21 protein-coding genes are annotated in these 25,328 nt (G+C 65.4%); 14 read left to right on the forward strand and 7 right to left on the reverse strand.

Annotation, left to right across the window (positions count from 1 at the left end; translation table 11 throughout):
• The 3 genes from RMO95_RS14935 to RMO95_RS14945 form a co-directional block, all read right to left on the reverse strand.
• On the reverse strand, positions 1-2,272 hold a 2,272-nt coding region (locus tag RMO95_RS14935; protein WP_310451437.1), incomplete at its 3' end, for an Ig-like domain-containing protein.
• A 123-nt stretch (positions 2,273-2,395) separates the two neighbouring features.
• Entirely contained in the window at positions 2,396-8,449 is a 6,054-nt protein-coding gene (locus RMO95_RS14940; RefSeq protein ID WP_310451438.1) for a putative Ig domain-containing protein, read from the reverse strand.
• Positions 8,450-8,543: 94 nt separating this feature from the next.
• Positions 8,544-8,795 (reverse strand): hypothetical protein, encoded by a 252-nt coding sequence (locus tag RMO95_RS14945; RefSeq protein ID WP_310451439.1) that lies wholly within the window; start codon positions 8,793-8,795, stop codon positions 8,544-8,546.
• 113 nt (positions 8,796-8,908) lie between these two features.
• Here RMO95_RS14945 and RMO95_RS14950 point away from each other — a divergent pair, with 113 nt between their 5' ends.
• The 9 genes from RMO95_RS14950 to RMO95_RS14990 are packed head-to-tail and all read left to right on the forward strand — an operon-like array spanning position 8,909 to position 17,991.
• Positions 8,909-9,733: an undecaprenyl-diphosphate phosphatase gene (locus RMO95_RS14950; RefSeq protein WP_310451440.1), complete on the forward strand. Its 825-nt coding sequence runs from the start codon at positions 8,909-8,911 to the stop codon at positions 9,731-9,733.
• Positions 9,730-10,299: a YqiA/YcfP family alpha/beta fold hydrolase gene (locus RMO95_RS14955; RefSeq protein ID WP_310451441.1), complete on the forward strand. Its 570-nt coding sequence runs from the start codon at positions 9,730-9,732 to the stop codon at positions 10,297-10,299. The genes RMO95_RS14950 and RMO95_RS14955 overlap by 4 nt, the downstream gene beginning before the upstream one ends.
• Before the next feature lie 8 nt (positions 10,300-10,307).
• Positions 10,308-11,228: an EamA family transporter RarD gene (gene rarD, locus RMO95_RS14960; RefSeq protein ID WP_310451442.1), complete on the forward strand. Its 921-nt coding sequence runs from the start codon at positions 10,308-10,310 to the stop codon at positions 11,226-11,228.
• The gene (locus RMO95_RS14965; protein WP_310451443.1) at positions 11,225-12,031 is read left to right on the forward strand and encodes a class I SAM-dependent methyltransferase; all 807 of its coding nucleotides are present in this window, start codon (positions 11,225-11,227) and stop codon (positions 12,029-12,031) included. The genes rarD and RMO95_RS14965 overlap by 4 nt, the downstream gene beginning before the upstream one ends.
• Positions 12,032-12,075: 44 nt before the next feature.
• Positions 12,076-14,106, forward strand: a complete 2,031-nt coding sequence (locus tag RMO95_RS14970) for an RNB domain-containing ribonuclease (protein ID WP_310451444.1) — start codon at positions 12,076-12,078, stop codon at positions 14,104-14,106.
• A gap of 13 nt (positions 14,107-14,119) precedes the next feature.
• Entirely contained in the window at positions 14,120-15,049 is a 930-nt protein-coding gene (locus tag RMO95_RS14975) for a TonB family protein (RefSeq protein WP_310451445.1), read from the forward strand.
• A 2-nt stretch (positions 15,050-15,051) separates the two neighbouring features.
• Complete coding sequence (gene aroE, locus RMO95_RS14980) at positions 15,052-15,888, forward strand: shikimate dehydrogenase (protein WP_310451446.1); 837 nt, start codon at positions 15,052-15,054, stop codon at positions 15,886-15,888.
• Positions 15,889-15,892: 4 nt separating this feature from the next.
• Positions 15,893-16,588 carry a monofunctional biosynthetic peptidoglycan transglycosylase gene (mtgA, locus tag RMO95_RS14985; RefSeq protein WP_310451447.1) on the forward strand — a complete coding sequence of 232 codons (696 nt, stop codon included), beginning with the start codon at positions 15,893-15,895 and terminating at the stop codon, positions 16,586-16,588.
• A gap of 32 nt (positions 16,589-16,620) precedes the next feature.
• Positions 16,621-17,991, forward strand: coding sequence for a magnesium and cobalt transport protein CorA (locus tag RMO95_RS14990; RefSeq protein WP_310451448.1), 1,371 nt, complete (start codon positions 16,621-16,623; stop codon positions 17,989-17,991).
• Positions 17,992-18,010: 19 nt separating this feature from the next.
• On the opposite strand, the gene sugE is transcribed toward RMO95_RS14990, so the two are convergent.
• The 4 genes from sugE to RMO95_RS15010 all read right to left on the reverse strand — a co-directional run bounded on the left by sugE (position 18,011) and on the right by RMO95_RS15010 (position 21,262).
• Positions 18,011-18,349 (reverse strand): quaternary ammonium compound efflux SMR transporter SugE, encoded by a 339-nt coding sequence (sugE, locus tag RMO95_RS14995; RefSeq protein WP_310451449.1) that lies wholly within the window; start codon positions 18,347-18,349, stop codon positions 18,011-18,013.
• Positions 18,350-18,394: 45 nt separating this feature from the next.
• Complete coding sequence (gene hemL / locus RMO95_RS15000) at positions 18,395-19,672, reverse strand: glutamate-1-semialdehyde 2,1-aminomutase (RefSeq protein WP_310451450.1); 1,278 nt, start codon at positions 19,670-19,672, stop codon at positions 18,395-18,397.
• 84 nt (positions 19,673-19,756) lie between these two features.
• On the reverse strand, positions 19,757-20,380 hold the full coding sequence (thiE, locus tag RMO95_RS15005) for a thiamine phosphate synthase (RefSeq protein ID WP_310451451.1): 624 nt from the start codon (positions 20,378-20,380) through the stop codon (positions 19,757-19,759).
• 30 nt (positions 20,381-20,410) lie between these two features.
• On the reverse strand, positions 20,411-21,262 hold the full coding sequence (locus tag RMO95_RS15010) for a hydroxymethylpyrimidine/phosphomethylpyrimidine kinase (RefSeq protein WP_310451452.1): 852 nt from the start codon (positions 21,260-21,262) through the stop codon (positions 20,411-20,413).
• A 137-nt stretch (positions 21,263-21,399) separates the two neighbouring features.
• Between RMO95_RS15010 and RMO95_RS15015 the strand changes: the two genes are divergently transcribed.
• The 5 genes from RMO95_RS15015 (at position 21,400) to RMO95_RS15035 (ending at position 25,314) form a co-directional block, all read left to right on the forward strand.
• The gene (locus RMO95_RS15015; protein WP_310451453.1) at positions 21,400-21,582 is read left to right on the forward strand and encodes a rubredoxin; all 183 of its coding nucleotides are present in this window, start codon (positions 21,400-21,402) and stop codon (positions 21,580-21,582) included.
• Positions 21,583-21,777: 195 nt separating this feature from the next.
• Positions 21,778-22,134: a response regulator gene (locus RMO95_RS15020; RefSeq protein ID WP_310451545.1), complete on the forward strand. Its 357-nt coding sequence runs from the start codon at positions 21,778-21,780 to the stop codon at positions 22,132-22,134.
• Between the two features lie 34 nt (positions 22,135-22,168).
• Positions 22,169-22,534, forward strand: coding sequence for a PleD family two-component system response regulator (locus tag RMO95_RS15025; RefSeq protein WP_310451454.1), 366 nt, complete (start codon positions 22,169-22,171; stop codon positions 22,532-22,534).
• A gap of 173 nt (positions 22,535-22,707) precedes the next feature.
• Entirely contained in the window at positions 22,708-23,250 is a 543-nt protein-coding gene (locus RMO95_RS15030; protein ID WP_310451455.1) for a chemotaxis protein CheW, read from the forward strand.
• A gap of 21 nt (positions 23,251-23,271) precedes the next feature.
• The gene (locus RMO95_RS15035; RefSeq protein WP_310451456.1) at positions 23,272-25,314 is read left to right on the forward strand and encodes a methyl-accepting chemotaxis protein; all 2,043 of its coding nucleotides are present in this window, start codon (positions 23,272-23,274) and stop codon (positions 25,312-25,314) included.
• Positions 25,315-25,328: the final 14 nt, after the last annotated feature.

Genomic DNA, 25,328 nt, shown 5'->3' on the forward strand with positions numbered 1-25,328 from the left:
TCACCGCATTGGTCGCGCTGTTCGTCAGCACCGCAAAGTCGCTCGCCGCCGGCGTGCCCGCCACCGTTTCGCTCATGGTCAGCGTCACGGTCTTGGTTCCCGCCGTCGCCGCCTGCGCCGTTATGGTCGGGGCTACCCCGTCGATCACCAGGGCTGCATTGGCCGCCAGCGACCCCGTCGCTCCCGGCGTCGGCAAGGTCAGCGTGGCATTGTTGCCCGCTTCGTCCTTGATCGTGCCCCCGCTGAGCGCCAGCGCCGTGGTGCCGGTATAGTCCAGGTCGGACGAACTGTCCCCAGCCTGCACCGTATAGTTGAAGGTCAGCGTGTTCGTTCCCGATCCACTCGCGTAGCTCGCCGTCCGGTCCACCGCGCCCGTCTCCAGCGTCAATTGCGGGGTGCCCGTCACCGTCACCGCTTCGCTGAACTGGATCGTCACGGGGATTACGTCTGCCACGTTGTAGGTCCCAGCTCCTGCCGTCGAGGAGAGACCCGCCACCGTCGGCGCAACCGTGTCGTTCGCCACGGTCACCGTCAAGGCGTCGCCCACGCTCGCTACGGCATTGCCCGCCGCGTCCGTCAGCTTGTTGGTGCCTTGCGTGTAGTCCACCGTCAGCGTGGCATTGTTCGGGATGGTGTTCGTCAGGGTCAGGGTCACCGTGGTACCGCTAGCGCTCACCGCCGTCACCGTGTTGGTCGCGCTGTTCATCAGCACCGCAAAGTCGCCCGCCGCTGGCGTGCCCGCCACCGCTTCGCTCAGGGTCAGCGTCACGGTCTTGGTCCCGACTGACGCCGCCTGCGCGGTGATAGTGGGAACGACGGTGTCGACACTAACGGGACGCGTAGCCGCCGCGCTGGCATTGCCGGCGGCATCGGTCTGGGTGGCGGAGAGCGTTTCCGCTCCTTCGCCCATCGCGGTGATATCGCCGGCCACCAAGGTGTAGGTCCAGTTGCCGGAACCGTCGGCGGTGACGCTGCGGGTGTTGCCCGTGCCCAGGGTCAGGGCAATCGTTGCGCCGGCTTCGGCGGTGCCGGTAATGGCGCCGCCAGCTTCTCCGGCGTTGACGACGTCGTCAGTCGCGACGGCGTTGATAGTTGGCGCTGACGGCACGGCGGTATCTACCGCCAGAACGAGCGAGCCGGCGGAATTGTTCTGCGCCTCCGCGTTGGTGAATGTCCCCGCCGCAACACCGATCGTGGCCGTCGTTGCCTCCGTATTGAGCGGAGGCGTATAGGGTGCGGTATAGGTTGTTCCGCTACCGCTTAATGGACCGAGACTGCCCACGCTTGCCGTGATGTCGGCGGCGGTGAAGTCGGTCGCCGCTGCGCTGAGAGTGAAGGTGATCGTGGCAGTTTCGCCGACCGTGAGGCTGCTGTCGTTGCTGGTGATGGTGACGGTGGGACCGGGCAGCGGGGTGGTTTCGGTGTTGCTGTAGCCGGTGATAGCGGCAATCGCGACGCTGGCGTTTGCTGTCAATGCGGCCTTGGCGTCGTTTGACATGACATAGCCATCGGCAAAGATCAGACGGTCGTTACTGGCCCCGGTTGACGCGGCCACCTTGACGAATTCGGTGTCTGTACCGACAGTTCGCTGGAATATCAGCGTCGTCCCTGCAACAGTCTTGCTGTAGTCGGCCCAGTTACCGGTGAGGTAAATCTTGTCGCCGCCAGTAGCGGCCCCTAAAGAGGAGGCGTCGACATTCGATCCGGCACGGATATAAACGGCATCCACCCCGCTGCTGCCGATGGCTACTAAGCTCGTCCCTGGCCCGACCGGAGCGAAGGTCTCGCCGGAAGAGTCGACCGCGTAGGCCTTCACGGTGGCTTGAAGCGTTGTCGGCAGTGACGGTGCCGCGGAAGTCTCGCCCGCCGGCACCGGCGCTGCCGCACCGGTGCTTAGATGGGCGAAGAGATCGAAGCTGCTCACAGTGCCATTGGCGAAGACCAGTTTGTCACTGTTGGCCAAGCTGGTGAGCTTGGAGACCTTTACCGTTTCAATCTGCTGGCCAACCGTGCGCGTCAGCGTCATGATGGTGCCGGCAATCGATCCGGTGTAGTCGGCATAGTTGCCAGTGAGGTAAATTCTGTCGGCACTGGCGCCGCTACCGGTGAAATCGAACACGATGCCGGGATGGACAAACACCAGATCAACCGCCGTCGTCCCCGAGTACTGGTACTCCTGACCAACCAGACTGAGTGTGCCGAAGGACAGATCAAAATCAAGGAGGTTCTGTCCTGGGGATGCCGTAACGTAATACTTCGATGTAACTGCCATGGCGTCGTACCCTCTATCTCAAGCTTGCGATGCAAAGTCTTGCAAAAAACGCGCCTCCTGCACTAGGCGGACGCGCGGTCTCAGTGTTTCTCTTTGTCTTTCAGTGAAAACGATAGGATTCGGTCAGGCGCTCGCGATCGGAACGTAGGTGGTTATTTGAAGCAACGTTGTTAATGCAGCGACGCTATCGAATGCCGAGGTTCCTTGCGTCGTGGTGATATCTACCCAGATTGGTTGGCCACCATTCGGCGTAAATCCGTCGAACTGCAGCTGAACCGGTGCTGTACCGCTGTGAAGAATAGCCGTCTGCGCAAGGTCGTTGGCAGCGGTGTTGGTCTGGTTGTCGATATACAACAAGTCTCCAGCACCGAAATTCAACAGGCTGATGTAGTCGTCGCCCGGGGAACCGATACCGGTGTAGCCTGCATTGGCATCGCCGGGCAGCGGATCGTAGTCCTTGAATACGGCCGCGATATTGCCCGAACCCAAATCGCCGCTGACCGACCCGGTAACCGTGGAACCAAGCGTTTCGATGTCCCACCAACTGTAGCTGCCAACCATTGCATCGCTTCCATCCATTTTTTGCGATGCAACCGCGCCGGCTACGCCGCCCGCTGCACTTCCTGGCGTCACTGTCGCGAAATTCATCGCGGCGGCATCAGCCGTGGCGACGCTGCCTTGTCCGCTGGAAACGCCAAGGAAAGCACCGGCATCGATCATGATGTGATAGTCGTTGTTGAAGTCCAGATCGAAACTGGGATTGATGGTGATGGTGTTATTGACTATGGTGACCTTGGTGGTGTCGGTGACCAGAATGTCCTGGGTGTTGACTATCGCCTCGCCATGGAATCCGGTGCCGCCGTCATTGATGATATGGATGTACTTCGCGGCAACGGCCGTCACGTTTTCCGTTGCCGTCAGCACGATGTTGCTGGTGACATCGAGGTTGGTGACATTGTCGATGCTGCTCGATATGGTTGGCGCGGTGACGACATTGACCGTAACCGTATGGCTGACCGCCAGACCGCCAGCGTCCGTCGCGGTGAAGACCACTTCGGCAGTGCCGGTCGCCGGGGGGGTGCCGCTCAGAGCCCCGGTGGACGAGGTCAGTGTCATCCAGGCGGGCAGGCCGGTTGCCGAGTAGGTCAATGTGTCGCCCGCATCGACGTCGCTGAATAGGCCAGAAACATTGCTGCTGTGTGCCTGATCGACAACCAGGACAGCCGAGGAAGTCGCGCCACTGGTCAAGGTTGGCACCTCATTGACGTTGGTGACGGTGATGGCCACCGCATGGGCGGCCGTGGTGATGCTGCCGTCCGAGGCGGTGACCGTGATGCCGTAGACGTTGTCGGCGCCGGCATCGGCCGGGGCTTCCCGGTTGGGGGCCGTGGCGAAGGTGACCACACCGCTGCCGGCGTTGATGCTGAACAGCGCCGCGTCGGTGCCGCCCAGCGCATAGCTCAGCGTCGTGGCCGCATCCGGATCGGTCGCCGTCACCGTATACGCGGTGCCCGTGCCGTTCTCGGCAAAGTTCGTGCTCGCGGCGCTGGTGATCACCGGCGTTTCGTTGACGTTGGTGACGGTGATGGCCACGGCCTGGGCCGCCGTAGTGTTGGTGCCGTCCGAGGCCGTGACAGTGATGTTGTACACGTTGTCGGCGCCACTGTCGGTGGCCGCCTCGAAGTTAGGCGTCGTGGCGAAGGTCACGGCACCGCTACTGCTGTTGATGGCAAAGCGCGCGGCATCGGTGCCGCCCAGGGCGTAGCTCAAGCTCGCGCCCGCGTCCGGATCGGTCGCCGTCACGGTATAGACCGTGCCCGCGGCGTTCTCGGCAAAACTCGCCGTCGCGCCGCTGGTCAGGGTCGGCGCTTCGTTGGCGTTGGTCACCGTGATCGCGACGTTGTGGTTGCTTGCATGACCCAGTGCGTCGGTCGCGGTGACGGTGATGTCGTAGACGTTGTCGGTACCGACATCGGCAGGTGCTTCGAAGTTCGGCGCCGTCGCAAAGCTCACGGCACCGGTACTGCTGTTGATGTTGAACAGCGCCGCATCCGCGCCGCCCTTGGTATAGACCAGAGTCGTCGCGTCGGTGGTCGCCGTCGCGTAGGCCGTGCCCGTGCCGTTCTCGGCAAAGTTCGCGGTAGTGGCGCTGGTGAAGACCGGATTGCTGTTGTCGATGATGAAGCTTGCCACCGCCGTGCCCACCGGCGTCACCATTGCCTGGTTGCTGACATTGCCCATGATCGCGCCGCCACCGAGGCTGAAGGCGGATACCGCGACGCTGGTGTCATCGCCGGCCGAGGTCGTGGCGGTGAAGGTCAGCGATGCGGTCCCGTCGCCGCCGGTATAGGTGGCGGTCATCGCTGTTCCGCCGACGTCAAAAGTCAGCGTTGGCGTGCCGGTGACGGTGACCGCCTCGCTGAGGGTCGCCGTCAGGGTCAGGGCATCGCCGCTCTTGGCTTGCGCGACGTTGGCGGCGAGGGCGGTAACCACCGGGGCGGTCACCACGGCAAGATTGAAGCTTTGACTGGTGGTCAGGCCGCCGCCGTCGGTCGCCGTGACGGTGACGGCATTGGTCAGGGCCTGGGTCGTCGCCGTGCCGCTGATGATGCCGGTGCCGCTGTTGATGGCTAGGCCGGAAGGCAGGCCGGTCGCCGCATAGCTCAGGCTGTCGCCGGCATCGACGTCGGCGAAGTTGCCGGAGGCATTGAAGCTGTAGGCCTGATTGACGACCGCGGGAACCGAGGTCACGGCCGTGGAGGTCGGCGCCTCATTGACGTTGGTGACGGTGATGGCCACCGCGTGGGCCGCCGTGGTGATGCTGCCATCCGAGGCGGTGACCGTGATGTCGTAGACGTTGTTGGCGCCGGCATCGGCCGGGGCTTCCCGGTTGGGGGCCGTGGCGAAGGTGACCACACCGCTGCCGGCGTTGATGCTGAACAGCGCCGCGTCGGTGCCGCCCAGCGCATAGCTCAGCGTCGTGGCCGCATCCGGATCGGTCGCCGTCACCGTATACGCGGTGCCCGTGCCGTTCTCGGCAAAGTTCGTGCTCGCGGCGCTGGTGATCACCGGCGTTTCGTTGACGTTGGTGACGGTGATGGCCACGGCCTGGGCCGCCGTAGTGTTGGTGCCGTCCGAGGCCGTGACAGTGATGTTGTACACGTTGTCGGCGCCACTGTCGGTGGCCGCCTCGAAGTTAGGCGTCGTGGCGAAGGTCACGGCACCGCTACTGCTGTTGATGGCAAAGCGCGCGGCATCGGTGCCGCCCAGGGCGTAGCTCAAGCTCGCGCCCGCGTCCGGATCGGTCGCCGTCACGGTATAGACCGTGCCCGCGGCGTTCTCGGCAAAGCTCGCCGTCGCGCCGCTGGTCAGGGTCGGCGCTTCATTGGCGTTGGTCACCGTGATCGCGACCGCATGCGCAGCGGTGGTGTTACCGGCGCCATCGGTTGCGGCAATAGTGAGGTTATAGACATTGTCGCCGCCGGCGTCGGCGGGCGCTTCAAAATTCGGCGCCGTGGCGAAGCTCACGACACCGGTCGTGGCATTGATGTTGAACAGCGCTGCGTCCGCTCCCCCGCTGATGGCATACGAGGTAATGAGGTTCGTGTCGCTTGCCGCCGCGGTGTAGGCGGTCCCAGTCCCGTTTTCGGCGAAATTCGCGGTGGTGGCGCTGGTGAAGACCGGGTTGGTGGTGTCGCGCGTGAAACTCAGCGTTGCATTTGCGGTATTGCCTGCCGTGTCGGTGTCGGTCACCACGACGGTGTAGGAACCGTCCGTCGTCGGCGCCGTGTAGGTGCCGCTGGCCGTGCCGCCGTTGATCGTAATGCTGCGCGTGACGTCGCCGGCAGTTGCGCTCAAGGTAAGTGCGGCGCTGTTGCTGATCGAGTCGGTGGTACTACCGCTGTTGGTCGTCAGGGAGACAGTCGGGGTGGCGATGGTCGTGTCATAGGTGAAGGTCAGGCTTGCCGTCGGGCTGCCGTTCCCCGCGGCGTCTATCTGGCGAACGTCGACATTATTGACGCCGGCGGCAGCGGTAAAGCTGGATGTCCACGTCGTACCGCCGTCGATGCTGTACTGCGCGGTGTTGCCGGCACCTATACCGCCGACCACGAGCGTGCCGACCTTGGTGATGCCATCGGAACTGCTGCTGCCCGTGTCCGAAGTCAGGGCGACAGTCGGCGCCGTGGTCGGAGCCACGGTGTCCAGGGCCAGGGTGTAGGCGGTGGACGCCGCGGAGGTATTGGGGACGATGTCATCGATCTTGGCAGTCAGGGAATGGCTGCCATCACCGGCCAGGACGGTGGTGAGCGTGACGTCGATGTAGCCGTTGGCAACGTCGGTCGCGGTGAGCGTGGCGGTGCCGACCTGGGTCGCAGCTTCATAAACCTTTACCGTGTTGCCAATGACGGCAGCAGTGCCGTCGGTGGCCGTGCTGTTGAAGTTGACGCGCACCACCGGCGTCGAATCATTGGTCATGTTGTCGCCGGTAGTGCCGGTATCGGACACGGTACCCGTCAAAGTAAGCGACGTCGGTGCCGCGGGAGGGGTGGTATCCAGCGCGGCGGCCTGCGCGTTCGTCACGGCACCGAGGTTTACGGCGGTGTCGATCGTCGTCAGTTGCGTGTCGATGGTTGCGGCGCTGGCGGTCGATACCGTTCCCAGCGCCGCGGTAATCACCGCGACGTCGGTCAGGCTGATGACGGTCGGCGCAGTGGGATCGCCGATCTGCGTGACGATATTGCTGATCACCGCTGCCGCCGTTTGCGTGCTGGTGCTGCCCACGGCTGGCGCGTCCGATGCCAGGTCAACCAGGGTGGCTATCTGGGCAGCCGCTTTCTGGATCGTCAGGGCCGCTGCGTCACCCGCGTTGGCTGCCAGGGCCGCAAGCGGATCATAGGTCGTCAGGTCAGTACCACCCGCCAGCCCAAGCGCCGTAACGACAGCGGCCGAGGCCGTTGCCACACTGGTGCCCGGGTTCTGGGCAATCATGGTCTGCACGAGGGTCGTCAGCGGCGAAATCACGGTCGACCCGGCCGGCGCCTTGAACACCATGGTATTGGGCACACCGGTATCGATGTTGACGCCGCCGGTAGCCAGGATGACACCGGCCGGCGTACCCGCCGGCAGAATGAAGTTGCCGTTGCCATTGGTCACGACACCGGCCAGCGCCTCGCCGGCTTCGGCCAAGCCGTTGTTGTTGGTATCGATGTAAATTTGCGCGCCGCGGATATAACCGTCGGCGACCACGCCCGTGGTGAAGCCGATTGCATCATTGCCGGCAGCATCCTGGATTGCGGCGACATCGTTGGCGCCGGTCGGGTCCGTGTAGGTCACGTTCACGGTATCCCCGGTAACGACGGGAACCGTCAGGGTCAGGATAAGCTTGGTGTTGCCCACCCCGCCCACCGCTACGCCGGTCACGGCATTAGGAACCCCATTGACGGTCACCGCGAAGTCGCCGGGAACGGGGACATTCACGGTATCCAGTGCCTCGTTGTAAGTCAGCACCACCGCGCCGGCCTGAGCGCTCATGGACTGTATGACCGGGGCGGTCGTATCGGGGCCGGGCGCGGGCGCAGGAGTTGACGAGGTGCTACCGCCACCACCGCCCGCGCCGGCTGCCACACCGACGGCGACGGCAGCTACCGCCAGCATCCCAGCCGTCGACATACCCGCTGCCGTGGTTGCAGTTGCCCCCGCTGCTTCGGTGCCCGCTGCAGCACCCGTGCCTGCTGCCGACCCAGTACCGCTCGCGGTGGCGCCACCACCGGTGGCGGCTGTTCCCGCACCCCCACCCGTGTCTGCCTGGGCGAGCAAAAGCACATCATCAGAAAGTGTTGCGGCGGGATCGACGCTGTCGCCGGATTCCGCGACGGCGCTGTCCGCCGACCGATCGGCCTGCTGCTCCTCTTCCTCCTTCTTTTTGCGCCTGGCAATTCGGGTCGGCGTCTCGCCGTTCTTTGGGAGAAGCAAGGCCGCCTCGCTGGGAGCGCCCAGTCCCGCCGCATCCCCCGGTCCGGCAACCACCTTCGCCGGCGGAGCGGATTGCGCAGCCTTGCCTGCCGCGTGTGGCGCCCTGCCGGAAATATTCACCGAGGGATCGCCCCCGCCCGCTCCGCCACTCTTGGTTACAACAACGTCATTGTTCGAGGAGTTGGGGTTGTTTGCGGTGCTCATATGCGGACTCCGACAGAATTAGGGAAGCAGGAAAGGGAAGAACAACAAGTTTAATGCAACAGCGTAATCCTCTACACAGCTACAGCGTAATCCTCTACATGCAAAAAGGGCAATACGGTGATCGCGGTATCGCGGTGATCGCGGTGATCGCAGTGATCGCAGTGATCGCAGTATAAGAATAATTTTTTATTTTATAAATCAACAAGTCGGAGAAGGTTTTCGGCGACCTTCGAAGAATAGCATCATCCAGACTAATGGCAACACCTCCTACCCAGTTTGGGTTTGAATGATTTCGGATGTCGTAGACCGGCTGACGCGGCCGGCAGTTACCGCGCATCGCGCTCATGATGTCCCTTTCCGTTGCGTGCGGACCCACGATTTGTCGGCAAGACCGCCATGCTAGACTTCGCCCCCTTAACTCCTGCCGCACCAAGTCATCACTGGCGCCCGGCCTAATCCATGGACTTCCACCCGCTGCTGCAGGCGCTGATTCTCGGCCTGGTCGAAGGTTTTACCGAATTCCTCCCGGTCTCCTCGACCGGCCACCTGATCCTCGCCGGCGATCTGCTCAAATTCAACGACGAGCGCGGCAAGCTGTTCCTTATCGTAATCCAGGCCGCGGCCATGCTGGCCATCTGCTGGGAATACCGCGCCCGCTTCGGCCGCGTGCTGGCCGGACTCGGCAGCGACCCGGTGGCGCAACGCTTCGTGCTCAACATCGCGGTCGCCTTCATGCCGCTGGCGGTACTTGGCCTGCTGTTCGGCAAGGCGATCAAGTCCACGCTGTTCAACCCGGTGGCAGTGGCGGCGGCCTTCATCGTCGGCGCCTTCATCATCCTCTGGGCCGAAAAGCGCCAGCACACGGTGCGCATCGATAGCGTCGATCAACTGACCGCGGTGGACGCGTTCAAGCTCGGCCTGGCCCAGGCCGCCGCGCTGATCCCGGGCACCTCGCGCTCGGGCGCGACCATTATCGGCGGCCTGCTGTTCGGCCTTTCGCGCAAGGCGGCGACCGAGTTCTCCTTCTTCCTCGCCGTGCCGACGCTGATGGCCGCCAGCGCCTACCAGCTCTACAAGGAACGCCACCTGCTGGCCATGGACGACCTCGGCCTGTGGCTGGTCGGCTGCGCCGCCTCCTTCGTCTCAGCCTTTCTCTGCGTGCGCTGGCTGCTGCGCTTCATCTCGACCCACGACTTCACGGTTTTCGCCTGGTACCGCATCGCCTTCGGCATCCTGGTACTGGCGACCTGGCAGATGGGCCTCGTGGATTGGTCCTCGCCGTGATCCTCTACCTGCATGGCTTCACCAGCGGCCCGCAGTCGCACAAGGCGCAGGCACTGGGCGCGCGCATGGGCGAACGCGGCCTAGGCAACAAGTTTCTTTCGCCCCAGTTGCCGGCCTCGCCGCGCGCGGCGATCGCGCTGGCGGAAAGTCTGATCGCCCGCCATGGCGTCACTACCGTGGTCGGTTCCTCGCTCGGCGGCTATTACTCGACATACCTGGCCGAGACCTTCGACCTCAAGGCGGTGCTGGTCAATCCGGCGGTGGTCGCCCACCTCTCCCTGCAAGCCTATATCGGCCCGCAGCAATGGCTGTACACCGGCGAAAGCTTCGAGTTCACGCGGCAGCACATCGAGGAACTGCGCGCCATCGAAGTCCCGGTGCTGAGCAAGCCCGGGCGCTTCTGGCTGCTGGTCGAGGAAGGCGACGAAACGCTCGATTACCGCCATGCCGTCGCCCGCTATGCCGGCGCGCGACAGACCGTGCTGCCTGGAGGCGACCACAGTTTCACGCGCTGGGGCGACTATCTCGATCCGATCATCGCCTACGCCGGACTGGCCCAGGGGTAGCAGGCAACATGCATCCGGCGCTCACGCGCGAAAACACCCGGCGCGGCGTCGTCGCCGGCATCGTCGCCTACATCACCTGGGGCCTGGTGCCGATCTTCTTCAAGCAGATCGCCGAGGTGCCGGCCGGCGAAATCATCGCCCACCGCGTGGTCTGGGCCATGCTGCTGATGACCCTGATCATCGGTTTCGGGCGCGGCTTCGGCGATGCCTTGCGCGTCGCCCGCCTACCGAAGCAGTTGGCGCGGATTGCGCTGGCCTCGGCGCTGGTGATCAGCAACTGGCTGACCTTCGTCTGGGGCGTGAACAACGGCCATATCCTCGAAACCAGCCTCGGCTATTTCATCCTGCCGCTGTTCAATGTCGCGCTGGGCGTGCTGGTGTTGAAGGAACGCCTGCGTCCGCTGCAATGGCTGGCCGTGCTGCTGGCGACGACCGGGGTCGCCGTCGAAGCCGTGCGCGCCGGCGGCCTGCCCTGGATCGCCCTGGTGCTGGCCGGCACCTTCGGCATCTACGGCCTGCTGAGGAAACAGTTGCCGCTCGATGCCGCCAGCGGCCTGTTTCTCGAAACCGTATGCATGACGCCACCGGCGCTGGTCTGGCTGGCCTGGCTGGCGTACTCCGGACAAAGCCATTTCGGCGCTGGGCCCGGGCTGTTGCCTGCGCGCGACCTGATGCTGATCGCCACCGGCGCCGTCACGGCGATCCCGCTGCTGCTGTTCGCCGTCGCGGCGCGGCGGCTGCCGCTCAACCTGCTGGGCTTCCTGCAATACCTGGCGCCCACGATCACTTTCCTGCTCGCCGTGCTGGTTTATCACGAGCCGCTGGACCTGACCCGTACGCTGGCCTTCGCCGTAATCTGGATCGGTCTGGCGGTGTATAGCTTCGATCTGTTCAGCACTGCCGCCGCCAGGGCGGCGGCAGTGCCATGAATTTCGATTCCGCCCAGTTCAAGCGCCTCGAACGTGCCGGTTACAACCGCATCGGATCACGTTATCTCGCCGCCGCCGGCGCCCGCGGCGAACTGGCCACGGCGCTGCTGGCCGCCGCCCGCATCGAGCCGGGGCAGCGCGTGCTCGACCTGGCCAGCGGCCCCGGCCTGCTGGCGCAAGGCGCGCAAGGTATCGTCGGCAGCCACGGACTGACGATCGCCAGCGACATCAGCGAGGGCCAGCTCGCCTGCTGTCCCGATCTGCTGCGCGTCGCCGCCGACGGCGAGGCGCTGCCCTTCGCCGCCGGCAGTTTCGACCGCGTGCTGTGCGGCCTGGGCCTGATGTTCTTCCCCGACGAACTGGCCGCCTTGCGCGAAATTCGCCGCGTGCTGCGTCCGGACGGACTGCTCGCGCTGTCGGTCTGGGGCGCTGCCTGCGAGGTGCCGCTGGTCGAGACCGCGCTGGCCTGCATGCGCCGCCTGCTGCCGCCGCCCAAGATCGCGCGGCCGTCGATATTCCGCTTCGGCGACCCGGACGAACTGAAGCGCCGTCTCGCCAGCGCCAACTATTGCGACATCGGGATCGAGCCCCATCGCTTGACGCTCGATTTTGCCGATGCCGCCGCCTACTGGCAGGGCTTTCTCGACCTCGCCGGCGGCGCCGCGGAAAGCCTCTCGCGCCTGCCCGCCGAAAAGCAGCAGGCGCTCGCCGCCGCGGTCGGCGCAGAACTGGCGCCGCATGCCGTGACGGACGGCTACCGGCTGAGCAGCACGGTCCTGATGGTCACCGCCAGACCGGTATAATCCGCCCCCTCGTTTCCCCTCCCCCGCCCGGGGTGTTCCCCTCCATGAATGTCCTGTTTGAAGAGGACGGCGCTTTCCGTGCCGGCAGCGTGCTGGCCGACAATGTGAGCTCGCTGCAGATCGAGCTTGCTTCCGGCAAGCGCTCCAAGGTCAAGGCGACCAATGTGCTGCTGCGCTTCGCCGCCCCGACGGCTGGCGAATTGCTGGAGCGCGCGGAACAGGACGCGGCAGGCATCGACGTCGATTTCCTCTGGGAAGCCTGCGGCGAGCAGGAATTCGGCTTCGAGGAACTTGCCGCCGAATACCACGGCGCCAAGCCCGATGCGGTGCAGTCGGCGGCGGTATTGCTGCGCCTGCATGCGGCACCGATCTATTTCCATCGCAAGGGCCGCGGCCGCTTCCGCAAGGCGCCGCCCGAGATCCTGCAGGCGGCATTGGCCGGCCTGGAGAAGAAGCGCCTGCAGGCCGCGGCCATCGAACGTATGGTCGAGGAACTCAAGAGCGGTCGCCTGCCCGCCGAATTCGCCCCGCTGCTGCCGCAACTGATCTACAAGCCTGACCGCAACCGCCCTGAGACCAAGGCGCTCGAAGCCGCCTGCAATGACACCGGCAAATCCGCGGCGCGCCTGCTGTTCGATTGCGGTGCACTGCCCTCGACCCACGACTACCACCTCGGCCGCTTCCTGTTCGAGTTCTTCCCCGAAAGCAAGGGCGGCACCGGCTTTCCGGAATACACTCCGCCCCGTCCAATTGGCGCGCAGCGCCTGACTAGTAGCCCCCTTCCCGGGGAAGGGGGACGGGGGGATGGCCCACCAGATGGCGATGCTGAAGGCATTGAACTTGCGCTCGCGCAAGTTCAAGCCTTCAGTATCGACGATGCGCATACGACCGAAATCGACGATGCGTTTTCGGTCACGCCCAAGCCGGATGGCGGCTGGCACATCGGCATCCACATCGCCGCGCCGGGGCTCGGCTTCAGTCCTGACTCCGACCTCGGCCGCATCGCCCGCGAACGCCTGTCCACGGTGTATATGCCGGGGCGCAAAATCACCATGCTGCCGCAGGACATCGTCGAGCATTTCACGCTGGCCGCGGGCCAGACCGTGCCGGCCATTTCGCTCTATCTCGACGTGGCGTCCGACTACCGCCTGCTCGGCCACGAGACGAAGATCGACCGCGTGCCCATCGTCGCCAACCTGCGCCACCACGACATCGAGCCGCTGTTCAACGCCGAGACCCTGGCCGCCGGCCTGCCCGAGTTTCCCTACCGCGACGAACTCAAGCTGCTCTGGGAATTCGCCCAGGTGCTCGAAGCCGGACGCGGCAAGCCTTCGGACAACGGCAACCGCAAGGACTACAACTTCGTCGTCGACTGGGAAGCCGACAGCGGGATTGCGACGGAACCCGGCAAGGGCGTGGTCTGCATCGAGCAGCGCGAACGCGGCAGCCCGCTCGACACCCTGGTCGCCGAACTCATGATCATGGCCAACGCCACATGGGGCGCGATGCTGCGCGATGCCGGCATCCCCGCCCTGTACCGCGTGCAGACGGCGGGCAAGGTGCGCATGAGCACGGTCGCCGCCGCGCACGAAGGCCTCGGCGTCGAGTGCTATGCCTGGTCCTCGTCGCCCTTGCGGCGCTATTGCGACCTGCTCAACCAGTGGCAGCTGATCGCGCTGCTGCAGGGCCAGCCGCCCGCATTCCCACCGAAGTCCGCCGAGCTGCTGGCCGCCATGCGCGACTTCGAACTGACCTACGCCGCCTATGCCGAATTCCAGCGCGGCATGGAACGCTACTGGTGCCTGCGCTGGCTGCTGCTGCAGGGCGAGCAGACCGTACTGGCGCAAGTGCTGCGCGAATCGCTGGCTCGCCTCGACGCGATTCCGCTGGTCGCGCGGGTGCCCTCGCTGCCGGAATTGCCGCGCGGCGCGCACGTGCTGCTCAGCGTGGAGGGCATCGACCTGCTCGAAGCGGAACTGCGCCTGCGCTATCTCGAACTGGCGCCCGAATTGGCGTCCAATAGCAGCCCTGATGCGGCCATTGCCGACGACGAGGGCGACGAGGTCGCGGGGTAAAATCAGCGAGGTCATGCCCATCTCGCCCAGCCCGTCGCGCTTTTCCTGGCCGGCCCTGCCACCGCTGCCGATGCCGGCGTTTCTCGCCGCCATGGATGCGCCGCAACGCAATCTGACGCTGGCGATCGGCGCTTCGCTGCTGATCCATGCCCTGGCGCTGGCGGTGCGCTTCACGCCGCCGGACTTCATCGACAAGGCGCGCGAGCGGGCGCTCGACGTGATCCTGGTCAACAGCAAGAGCAAGAGCCGGCCCGACAAGGCGCAGGCCAAGGCGCAGGCCAATCTCGACGGCGGCGGCAACGTCGATGAGGATCGCCGGGCCAAGACGCCCCTGCCGCCTTCGCCGCGGACCAAGGAAGGCGACCGCCTGATCGAGGCCAAGCGCCGCGTCGCCGAGCTCGAAGCCCAGACAAAGGCGCAGATGCTGCGCCTCAAGAGCGAAAGATCGGTCAGCGCCGAAAAGTCGAAAATCGATCCGCTGCCCGCGCCCGAACCGAATCTTTCCGGCGCTGATCTCGCCAGCAGCGCGCTGGCCATCGCCCGCCTGGAAGGTCAGATCGCCCGGCAGATGGAGGAATACAACAAGCGCCCGCGCAAGAAGAACATCGGCGCACGGGTCGAGGAATACCGCTTCGCCCAGTACGTCGAAGACTGGCGGCAGAAAATAGAGCGCATCGGCAACCTGAACTACCCGGCCGCCGCCAAGGGCCGGCTCTACGGCAGCCTGCTGCTGACCGTGACCATCAAGGCCAACGGCGACCTCAAGGAAGTCGAGATCGACCGCTCCTCGGGCCAGACCCTGCTCGACGAAGCGGCGCGGCGCATCGTCAGGATGGCGGCGCCCTACTCGGTCTTCCCCGACTCGATCCGGCGCGACACCGACGAAATCGTGATCACCCGCACATGGACCTTCACCAATGCCGATCGACTGCGTGCGGATTGAGCATGACTGACCGCTACGCCGTGTTCGGCAACCCCATCGGCCACAGCAAGTCGCCTCGCATCCATGCCCTGTTCGCCGCGCAAACCGGGCAGGACCTCAGCTACCAGGCGATTCTGGCGGCAAAGGACGGCTTTGCCGCCGCGGTCGGCGCCTTCATCGCCGCCGGCGAGGGCCCGGCCAAGGGCGCCAATGTCACGGTGCCGTTCAAGGAGGAAGCCTTTCGCCTCGCCACGCGGCGCACGGCCCGCGCCGCGGCGGCCGGGGCGGTGAACACGCTGAGCTTCGAACAGGACGCCCTGATCGGCGACAACACCGACGGCGCGGGGCTGGTGCGCGACCTCAAGCACAATCTCGGCTGCGACCCGGGCGGGCGCCGCATCCTGCTGCTGGGCGCCGGCGGTGCGGCACGCGGCGTGATCCTGCCGCTGCTGCTGGAGCGCCCCGCCGAACTGCTGATCGCCAATCGCACCGAGGAAACCGCGGCGCGCCTGGCCCTGGAATTTGCCCGCCTGCCGGACTGCGCCGGCGGGCCCAAACCCGACAGCGCAGGCTTTGCAGGCCTTGCCGGACGGCAATTCGACCTGGTGATCAATGCCACCTCGGCCGGGCTCAGCGGCGCCAGCCTGCCGCTGCCGCCTGGTGTATTCGGACCGCGCTGCGTCGCCTACGAGATGGTCTATGGCCGCGAAACGCCTTTCATGGCCCAGGCGCGGGCCGCCGGCGCCCGGGTTGCCGACGGCCTGGGCATGCTGGTGGAGCAGGCCGCCGAAGCCTTCTTCATCTGGCGCGGGGTGCGCCCGCGCACCGCGCCGGTGCTGGCCGCACTGAAGGGCAACTGAAGCAATGCGTCCCGCACCTCGCTGGCTGAAATTCGGGCTGGCCGGTTTGTTCGGCCTGCTGCTGCTCTGGCAGGCCTGGTACCTGGGCTGGGTGGTCTGGTGGAAATGGGTGAATCCCGGCACCACGAGCTTCCAGAGCCAGCGCCTCAACGAGGCCCGGCAAAAGAACCCCAAGGCTGAACTCAAACGCCAGTGGGTGCCTTACGAGAAAATCTCGGTGCACCTGAAACGGGCTGTGATCGCCGCCGAGGACGACAAGTTCATCGACCACGAGGGCTTCGACTGGGAAGGCATCCAGAAGGCCATAGAGAAGAACCAGAAAAAGGGCAAGGTGGTGGCCGGCGGCTCGACCATCTCCCAGCAGCTGGCCAAGAATCTGCTGCTGTCGCCGACCAAGTCGGTGCTGCGCAAGGGCGAGGAAGCCATCATCACGGTCTGGATCGAGTTGCTGTGGGACAAGCGGCGCATCCTCGAGGTCTATCTCAATGTCGTCGAATGGGGCGATGGCGTGTTCGGCGCCGAGGCCGCGGCGCGCCGCTACTACAGCGTCTCCGCGGCCCAACTTGGGGCGGAGCAGGCGGCGCGACTGGCCGTGATGCTGCCGGCGCCGCGCCGCTACGAACGCAACCCCTACTCGGCCTACATGAACGGCCGCACGGGACTGATTCTCAGCCGCATGGCCGACGCGGAAGTGCCATGAACCATGACAAACGCGACTAGAATACGCCGGCCATGTCCGAGATCCTGAACCCGCCTGCAGAAGATGATGCCGAGGCGCGAAGCCGCGCCGAGGAACAGGAGACCCTGCGCGAGGTCGAGGATCTGGTGCGCCGCCAGGAATGGGCAGCGCTGCGCACCCGGCTGGAACCCCTGGCACCGGAATCCGTGGCGCGCATCCTCGATGCGCTGCCGCCGGACGAGAGCGTCCAGGTCTGGGAACTGCTGGACAAGGAGCAGGGCGAAGACGTACTCGACGAACTTTCCGACGCCCTGCAGGATTCACTGGGCGAGGAACAGGACGAGCCGCCCGCGGCAGCGCCCGGCGATGCGCCTCGCGCACAAACGGCGATCGAAGCCCCGCGCAAGACGGCGACGGTCAACGCCTTCGAACTGCAGAACGGCCGCCTGCGCCAGATCCAGATCGACAGCAAGGCGGACCTTGCCGCCACGGCACCGATCTGGGTCGACCTGCTGGCGCCGTCGAAGGAGGAAAGGCAGTGGGTCAAGGACATCTTCGCCCTTGAACTGCCGGATGCAGACGACCTCACCGACATCGAGGAATCGGCGCGCTTCTATATCGACGAGGATGCCGCGGTACATCTGCACTCGGACTTCCTGCTCGACAAGGAGGACAAATCGCGCAACGTCGCGGTGGCCTTCGTCCTGCACAACAACATCCTGTTCTCGATGCGCGACGAGGAACTGCCGGTGTTCCGCCTGCAGCGGCTGCGGGCGCGGATCCAGCCCGGCTACGTCACCGACGGCAAGGACGTGCTGCTCGATCTCTACGACGCCGACGTCGAATACTCGGCCGATGCGCTGGAGGACGTCTACGCCGAACTGGAAAAGGTCAGCCGCACCGTGCTGACGCCGCAGGTCACCGACGACGAGGCGGCCGAGATTCTTTCCGACATCGCCAACGAGGAAGACCTCAACGGCCGCATCCGGCGCAACGTGCTCGACACGCGGCGCGCGCTGTCCTTCCTGATGCGCAGCCGGCTGCTGTCGACCGACCAGCACGACGACGTGCGCCAGATCCTGCGCGACATCGATTCGCTCGACGGCCACACATCCTTCCTGTTCGGCAAGATCAACTTCCTGATGGATGCCACGGTCGGCTTCATCAACATCAACCAGAACAAACGCATTTCCAAGCTGACCACCATCAGCGTGGTGTTCGTCCCGCTCAACATCATCGCCGGCGTCGGCGGCATGTCGGAGTTCTCGATGATGACCGAGGGAATTTCCTGGCCGGTGGCCTACGGCGCCTTCATCGTCGCCATGGGCCTGGTCGGCTGGGGCACCTATGCCACACTGCGCTGGCTGGAAACCCGCAAGGCGCGGAAACTGATCGCCGCCCGCCGCGCCGGACGCGAGGCCTGAGCGCCGCCGGCGTTCGTCGCTACTTCGTCACCAGCTTGAGGCCGAGGATGCCGGCCACGATCAGGCCGATGCAGACCAGGCGGGCGACCTCGCGCGACTCGTCGAACAAGACCATGCCCAGCAGCGCCGTGCCGACCGCGCCGATGCCGGTCCATACCGCATAGGCGGTTCCCACCGGCAGGGTTTTCAGCGACCAGGCGAGCAGCACGACGGAGGCCGCCATGGCGGCCAGCGTCCACGCGCTGGGCACCAGGCGCGTGAAGCCTTCGGTGTATTTGAGACCGATCGCCCAGACCACTTCGCACAGGCCGGCGACCAGCAACACGATCCAGGCCGCCGTGGATGTCAGTACCGGCATGGTGCCGCCGTCTCGCCAGCACCAACTCTTGCCCGGACCACCCTCTCAGCCCCGGGCGAAGATCGCCTCGGCCGCCGCCACGGTCGCCGCGATATCGGCATCGCTATGCGCGGCCGAGACGAAGCCGGCCTCGAAGGCCGAAGGTGCGAGGTAGAAACCGGCATCCAGCATGGCGTGGAAGAAACGGTTGAAGGCGTCCTTGTCGCTGGCCATCACCTCGGCATAAGACGTCGGCGGCGTCGCGGCGAAATACAGGCCGAACATGCCGCCCACCGACTGGGCCGAGAACTTCACGCCGTGGCGTTTCGCCGCCGCGGCAAGCCCATCCACCAGTGCTTTGGTCTTCGCCGTCAGCGCTTCGTAGAAGCCCGGCGCGGCGATCTTCTTCAGCGTCACCAGGCCTGCCGCCACCGACAACGGGTTGCCCGACAGCGTGCCGGCCTGATACACGGGGCCCAATGGAGCGATTTTTTCCATGATGTCGCGGCGACCGCCGAAGGCGCCCAGCGGCATGCCGCCACCGACCACCTTGCCGAAGGTCGACAAGTCCGGCGTGATGCCGTACAGGCCCTGGGCCGAGCCGGGGCCGACGCGAAAGCCGGTCATCACTTCGTCGAAAATCAGCAGTGCGCCATGCAGCGTGCACATCTCGCGCAGCGCGGCGAGGAATTCTGGTTTCGGCGCGATCAGGTTCATGTTGCCGGCCACCGGCTCGACGATGACGCAGGCAATCTGCTTGACGTGCTTGAGGAAAGCATCCTTCAGGCCCTGCGCATCGTTGTAGTCGAGCACCAGGGTGTGCCGTGCCAGATCGGCCGGCACGCCGGCGGACGAGGGATTGCCGAAGGTCAACAAGCCCGAGCCGGCCTTGACCAGCAGGCTGTCGCCGTGGCCGTGGTAGCAACCCTCGAACTTGACAATCATGTCGCGCCCGGTAAAGCCGCGCGCCAGGCGGATCGCGCTCATGGTCGCCTCGGTGCCGGAGGACACCAGGCGCACCATGTCCATGCTCGGCACGCGCTGCACCAGCAGTTCGGCCAGTTCGACCTCGCCCTCGGTCGGCGCGCCGAAGGACAAGCCCTTGGCCGCGGCTTCCTGCACCGCGCGCACGGTATCGGCGTCGGCGTGGCCGAGGATCAGCGGGCCCCAGGAACCCACATAGTCGATGTAGGACTTGCCATCGGCATCCCAGACCCGGGAACCTTCGCCACGCGCGAAAAAGCGCGGCGCACCGCCCACCGAACGGAAGGCCCGCACCGGCGAATTGACGCCGCCGGGAATGGTTTTCTGGGCACGGGAGAAGAGTTCTTCGTTGCGCGTCATGAAAGAATCCTGAAATGGTTCGGGGGACGATATCTTACCGGCGTCTTACCGGCGCTGGGTCGCGCATGGATTGCCTGCGGCGGCTCAACTGAAAAGCTGCTGGTAGGCCTGCGCCCGGGTCTTGATATCCATCGCGTCGAACAGGTCGCTGACCACCGCAATCATGTCGGCGCCGGCGGCGATCACCTGCGGCGCATTGTCGAGCGTGATGCCGCCGATCGCGGCCACCGGCAGGCCGAAACGCCTTCTTGCCTCGCCCAGCAGTTCGAGCGGCGCATGCACCGCGGCGGGTTTGGTGCGCGAAGGAAAAACGCTGCCGAAGGCCAGGTAGTCGGCGCCGGCGCGGGCGGCTTCCTCGCCGCGGGCAAGTTCGTTGTAGCAGGAAACGCCGAGGATGCGCTTCGGCCCCAGGGCGTCGCGCGCCGCAGCCAGCGAGCCGCCCGGCGCGTCGTCGCGTCCGAGGTGGGCGCCGTCGGCACCGATCTCGACGGCCAGCCAGACGTCGTCATTGATGATCAACCGGGCTCCCGCGGCACGGCAGATGCGCAGCATCTCGGCCGCCTGGGCGCGGCGCAGCGGCCGCGGCGCCGCCTTGTTGCGGTATTGCACGAAGGGCGCGCCGCCATCGAGCGCGGCCTTGACCAGCGCCGACAGGCGCGGCAGCAGGGGATCGTCGAGCGTGACGGCGCAGAGCCCGCCGAGCTTCATGGGAAAATTTCCGCCGGAAGACGCCGAGACTCAGGATTCATCATCTTCATCCCCCTCTTCCCGCGACCAGAACAGGCGATCGGGAATGAATTGCCCCATGCCCGGGCGAAACCCGGCAGCCAGCGTGCGCCAGGTGAATTCCTGGGCGCCCATGACGGCATCGGCGATGTTCACGCCGCTGGCCAGGTGCGCCGCGATCGCCGAGGCGAGCGTGCAGCCCGAGCCATGATAGCTGCCGGGCAGGCGGTCCCAGCGGTCGGTGCGCACCGCGCCATGACTGCCGTAAAGCGTGTTGATCACCTGCGGCGTGCCCTCGTGGGTTCCCGTGACCAGCACATACTCGCAGCCGGCGCCGATCAGGCGGCGCGCACATTCGGCCAGGTCGCGGACGTCCTCGCCGGCCTCGCCCATCTCCTGCGCCAGACGCCGGGCTTCGAGACTGTTGGGCGTCAGCAGCGTGGTCTGCGGCAGCAACAGGCCGATCATGGCCTCGACCATCTCCTCGTCGGCAAACTGGTCGCCGCGCCCCGACGCCAGCACCGGATCGAGCACCACGGGGATGTCCGGGTAGTCGGCAATCACCTCGGCCAGCGCGGCGATGACCTCGACGCTGCCCAGCATGCCCAGCTTGAAGGCCGCCACCGGCATGTCCTCCAGCAGCGCGCGCGCCTGGTCGGCGACCCACTCCGCATCGATCGGCAGCACGCCTTCGACGCCCGCCGTATCCTGCACGGTGATCGCCGTCACCACGGAAAGCGGGTGGCAACCAAGACTGGCGAGCGTCAGGATATCGGCCTGCAAGCCTGCGCCGCCGGTGGGATCCGACGCGGCGAAGGTCAGCACGATGGGCGGCGACGGATTGGCGGGGAGGGCAACGCTCATAAACGTGCGCAACGGCTTGAGTTAATATTCTTCAATTCTATCCGAAGGGATACCGCCCCCGCCGCAAGCGCCCGCAGGCCTGCCGCCCGATAAGGTCGCCGGCGCAGGCGCGTGCGGACATCAAGCAGAATCGAGCCATGGCCACTGACCCGCCTTATGCAAAATGGATGTGTCTGATCTGCGGCTTCATTTATGACGAGGCCTTGGGACTGCCGGAAGAAGGCCTGCCGGCCGGCACACGCTGGGATCAAGTCCCGCCCCACTGGACCTGTCCGGAATGCAGCGCGCGCAAGGAAGACTTCGAAATGGTCAAAATCTAAGTATGATTGCGACTGACAAGGCTTGACCTCAAGAACGATGAATGCAAAAGGGGCGGCGGGGAGCAGATGGAGGGTGCTGGCGGCAGGCTGCGCCTCCGTGAGTGTTTCGGTTCCGCCCATGGTCGCCATGATTGAAGTCTTGAGCCAGCATGGAGTAACGTGAGCGAAATACCCCGCCTTTCCGGCATCAAGGTGATGGTGATCGATGATTCGAACACCATCCGCAAGACTGCGGAAATTTTCCTGCTGCAGGCCGGCGCCCAGGTAGTGCTGGCCGAGGACGGCTTCGATGCGCTGGCGAAGATCAACGATCACCTGCCGAATGTGGTCTTCTGCGACATCCTGATGCCGCGCCTCGACGGCTATCAGACCTGCGCATTGATCAAGAAAAACCCGAAATTCGCGTCCACCCCCGTGATCATGCTGTCATCGAAGGACGGCCTGTTCGACCGTGCGCGCGGGCGCATGGTCGGTTCCGATGAATACCTGACCAAACCCTTCACCAAGGACAGTCTGCTCAAGACTGTTGCCGCGCACGCAGCGCGCACCTGAACAGCTTTTCCATCTTGTTCGCGAGGTAGCTATCATGCCCATCAAAAATATTCTGATCATCGACGACTCCCCCACCGAACGCCACATACTCAGCGAGTTGCTGGTCAGCGGCGGTTATGACGTAAGCACGGCCGAAAGCGGCGAGGAAGGCATCGCGCGGGCCAAGCAGATCAAGCCCGACCTGATCCTCATGGACGTGGTGATGCCGGGCACCAACGGCTTCCAGGCCACCCGCGCGCTGTCGCGCGACGAGGTGACCAAGGACATTCCCGTCATCATCTGCACCACCAAGAACCAGGAGACCGACAAGCTCTGGGGCATGCGCCAGGGCGCCCATGACTACGTCACCAAGCCGGTGGACGGTCCGGCCCTGCTGGCCAAGATCGCCGCCCTCGGCTAACGCTCATGGCTCCGATGGACCACCCCGCATCATGAATCACACAATCTCCGCGGCGCCTCAAGCTGGTATTTGGGCCCGCCCCTCCCATCCTCCCCTCACGGGGAGGCTATTGATTGGCTCGCTGCGCTCGATATCACCTGCGGCCAATCCTGCTGTTTCACGTTAAACCTGCCATGGCCAAACGCATCAGCCTGCGCGAGTTCCAGCAGAGCCTCTCCGAGCGGCTGGTATCGGCGAGGCGCGGCGAAGGCGGGCAGGCCCTGCTCGGCATCGAGTCGGGCGCCGACGACCTGCCCGGCGGCAGCCACTGGCTGATCGACCTGGCCGACTCGGGGGAAGTGGCGCCCCTGCCGGCCCTCACGCCGGCCCCGCTGACCCAGCCATGGTTCGCCGGCATCGCCAACATCCGCGGCGTGCTCTACAGCGTCGTGGATTTCTCCGCCTGGCGCGGCGGCGCGCCGACGCCGATCAACGCGCAGTCGCGCCTGCTGCTGGTCGGCGCCCGGCACGGCATCAACAGCGCATTGCTGGTGCGCCGCGCATTGGGCTTGCGCCCGCAGCTGCAAATGCACGCGGCGGGAGAAGCAAGAGTTGGCGCTGACGATACGGCGCCCTGGCTCGGCGGCCGCTTCAAGGACGCACAAGACGTCATCTGGACCCAGTTGCGCATTCCGGCGCTGCTGGCCGACCCCCACTACCTCGACATCGCTCTTTGAGCGTTCCGCAAAGGACAAACCATGGCCCTCAAGCTTCCTTTCAAGTTGCCGACCTTCGACCGCCGCAAAGACAGGTCGCCCGGGGCGACCACGACGGGAGCCGCACCGGCGACGGACAGGCGCGGCCGCGGTCAGCAGTTGCCCTTGATCGGCCATCTCGACATCCAGACCCAGTTCCGCATCCTGGGTACCGTGTTCCTGCTCAGCCTGCTGATTTCGATCGCCGCTATCTTCATGCAAGTCCAGGCCACGGCCCGCGGCACCACCTATTTGTCCGTCGCCAGCCACATCGCACCGCTGACCCAGCAGATTCCCAAAGCCACCCTGACGGCCATGCAGGGACAGAAAGAGGGCTTCACCGAATTGCGCGACGCCCGCGACAGCTTCGGCAAACTCATGGAAACCCTGCTCGAGGGCGGCGAAGTCAAGGGCATCAAGGTCGCGGCCACCAGCCTCCAGGCGCGGCCGGCGCTCGATGCCTTGCGCGAAGCCTGGTTCAAGCACAACGAAGTCGTCAGCCTGGTGCTGGCGCAGGAAAATCGCCTCGTTGCAATCAGCCGTCTGGCCACCGAAGCGGTGCAGCGCGGTCCGGCGATTACGCAAGCGGCGGACGCAGCCGGCGGCAAGCTGCCTTTCCTGGTCGAGCGCATGCGGCGTGCAGCGGCCCAACTGGCCTGGGGGCCCGGCCTCGACGAAGCGGTGGCCGCGCAACTGGCCGGCGACATTGCCGCCATCCAGGAACTGGCCGCGGCAGACAGCCCGCTGGTGCAGGCGCTGAAAGCCATGCCGCCGGCACTGACCGCCCTGTCCGGAGACCTCAAGCCGCTGGCGCGCGCACGCGCGGCGGGCGCCGGTCTCGTCACCGGATTTCGCGGCATGGCCAGCAGCGCCGAGGAACTGATCCGTGCCTACGAGACAGAAGCCGCCGAGCAGGATGTCTCCTCCACCGCGGCGGCCGTATTCGGCTCGCTGGCGCTGCTGATGCTGGTACTCATGGTCAAGGCCTTCAACGACGAAGGCGTACGCCGCAGCAACGACGCCGATCACCAGCGGCGCATGGCTGAAGCCGAGAAGGATGCAACGCAGGGCGCCATTCTGCGGCTGATGAACGAAATGGGCGACCTCGCCGACGGCGACCTGACGGTGCGCGCCACGGTGTCGGAGGACATCACCGGGGCCATTGCCGACTCGGTGAACTACACCGTGGAAGAGCTCGCCGTGCTGGTGCGCCGCATCAACGATGCCGCCGAGCGCGTGACCAGCGCCTCGAATTCCGCGCAAAGCACCTCCAACGAGCTGCTCGCCGCGACCAAGATCCAGTCGGCCGAAATCCAGGACGCCAACGCCGCGGTTCTGGAAATGGCCAAGTCGATGAAGACGGTGTCCTCCTCGGCTCTCGAATCGGCCCGTGTCGCGAACGCCTCGCTCGAAGCGGCGCAGAAAGGTGCGGCCGCGGTGTCGAACTCGATCTCGGGCATGAACGAAATTCGCACGCAGATCCAGGAAACCTCGAAGCGCATCAAGCGCCTCGGCGAATCCTCGCAGGAGATCGGCGAAATCGTCGAACTGATTTCCGACATTACCGAACAGACCAACGTGCTGGCCCTCAACGCCGCCATTCAGGCCGCCTCGGCCGGCGAGGCGGGACGCGGCTTCTCGGTGGTTGCCGAGGAGGTGCAGCGACTGGCCGAACGCTCCGGCGAGGCGACCAAGCAGATTGCCGCGATCGTCAAGACGATTCAGACCGACACCAACGACGCGGTGGCCGCCATGGAGCACTCGACCCAGGGCGTGGTCGAAGGGGCCAAGCTATCGGATGCGGCGGGCCAGGCGCTGAACGAAATCTCCAGCGTGTCGCAGGATCTGGCGCGCCTGATTCAAGTGATTTCGAGCGACACCCAGACGCAGGCCGACATCGCCACCAAGGTGGCGGACTCGATGCAGGACATTCTGCGCATCACCGGCCAGACCACCACCAGCACGCAACAAACCGCGGTATCGATCGGCGAACTTACCGAACTCGCCACCGAACTCAAGGGCTCGGTCTCGGGCTTCAAGGTGTAACGCACAAAACCCAT

This window comes from Sulfuritalea sp. (assembly GCF_031426875.1).
Lineage (GTDB): Bacteria > Pseudomonadota > Gammaproteobacteria > Burkholderiales > Rhodocyclaceae > Sulfuritalea.

Coding starts and splice junctions, on each gene's coding strand:
- RMO95_RS14940 (WP_310451438.1), bottom strand. CDS start 8,449: ATGAGCACCGCAAACAACCCCAACTCCTCGAACAATGACGTTGTTGTA.
- RMO95_RS14945 (WP_310451439.1), bottom strand. CDS start 8,795: ATGAGCGCGATGCGCGGTAACTGCCGGCCGCGTCAGCCGGTCTACGAC.
- RMO95_RS14950 (WP_310451440.1), top strand. CDS start 8,909: ATGGACTTCCACCCGCTGCTGCAGGCGCTGATTCTCGGCCTGGTCGAA.
- rarD (WP_310451442.1), top strand. CDS start 10,308: ATGCATCCGGCGCTCACGCGCGAAAACACCCGGCGCGGCGTCGTCGCC.
- RMO95_RS14965 (WP_310451443.1), top strand. CDS start 11,225: ATGAATTTCGATTCCGCCCAGTTCAAGCGCCTCGAACGTGCCGGTTAC.
- RMO95_RS14970 (WP_310451444.1), top strand. CDS start 12,076: ATGAATGTCCTGTTTGAAGAGGACGGCGCTTTCCGTGCCGGCAGCGTG.
- RMO95_RS14975 (WP_310451445.1), top strand. CDS start 14,120: ATGCCCATCTCGCCCAGCCCGTCGCGCTTTTCCTGGCCGGCCCTGCCA.
- aroE (WP_310451446.1), top strand. CDS start 15,052: ATGACTGACCGCTACGCCGTGTTCGGCAACCCCATCGGCCACAGCAAG.
- mtgA (WP_310451447.1), top strand. CDS start 15,893: ATGCGTCCCGCACCTCGCTGGCTGAAATTCGGGCTGGCCGGTTTGTTC.
- RMO95_RS14990 (WP_310451448.1), top strand. CDS start 16,621: ATGTCCGAGATCCTGAACCCGCCTGCAGAAGATGATGCCGAGGCGCGA.
- sugE (WP_310451449.1), bottom strand. CDS start 18,349: ATGCCGGTACTGACATCCACGGCGGCCTGGATCGTGTTGCTGGTCGCC.
- hemL (WP_310451450.1), bottom strand. CDS start 19,672: ATGACGCGCAACGAAGAACTCTTCTCCCGTGCCCAGAAAACCATTCCC.
- thiE (WP_310451451.1), bottom strand. CDS start 20,380: ATGAAGCTCGGCGGGCTCTGCGCCGTCACGCTCGACGATCCCCTGCTG.
- RMO95_RS15010 (WP_310451452.1), bottom strand. CDS start 21,262: ATGAGCGTTGCCCTCCCCGCCAATCCGTCGCCGCCCATCGTGCTGACC.
- RMO95_RS15015 (WP_310451453.1), top strand. CDS start 21,400: ATGGCCACTGACCCGCCTTATGCAAAATGGATGTGTCTGATCTGCGGC.
- RMO95_RS15020 (WP_310451545.1), top strand. CDS start 21,778: ATGGTGATCGATGATTCGAACACCATCCGCAAGACTGCGGAAATTTTC.
- RMO95_RS15025 (WP_310451454.1), top strand. CDS start 22,169: ATGCCCATCAAAAATATTCTGATCATCGACGACTCCCCCACCGAACGC.
- RMO95_RS15030 (WP_310451455.1), top strand. CDS start 22,708: ATGGCCAAACGCATCAGCCTGCGCGAGTTCCAGCAGAGCCTCTCCGAG.
- RMO95_RS15035 (WP_310451456.1), top strand. CDS start 23,272: ATGGCCCTCAAGCTTCCTTTCAAGTTGCCGACCTTCGACCGCCGCAAA.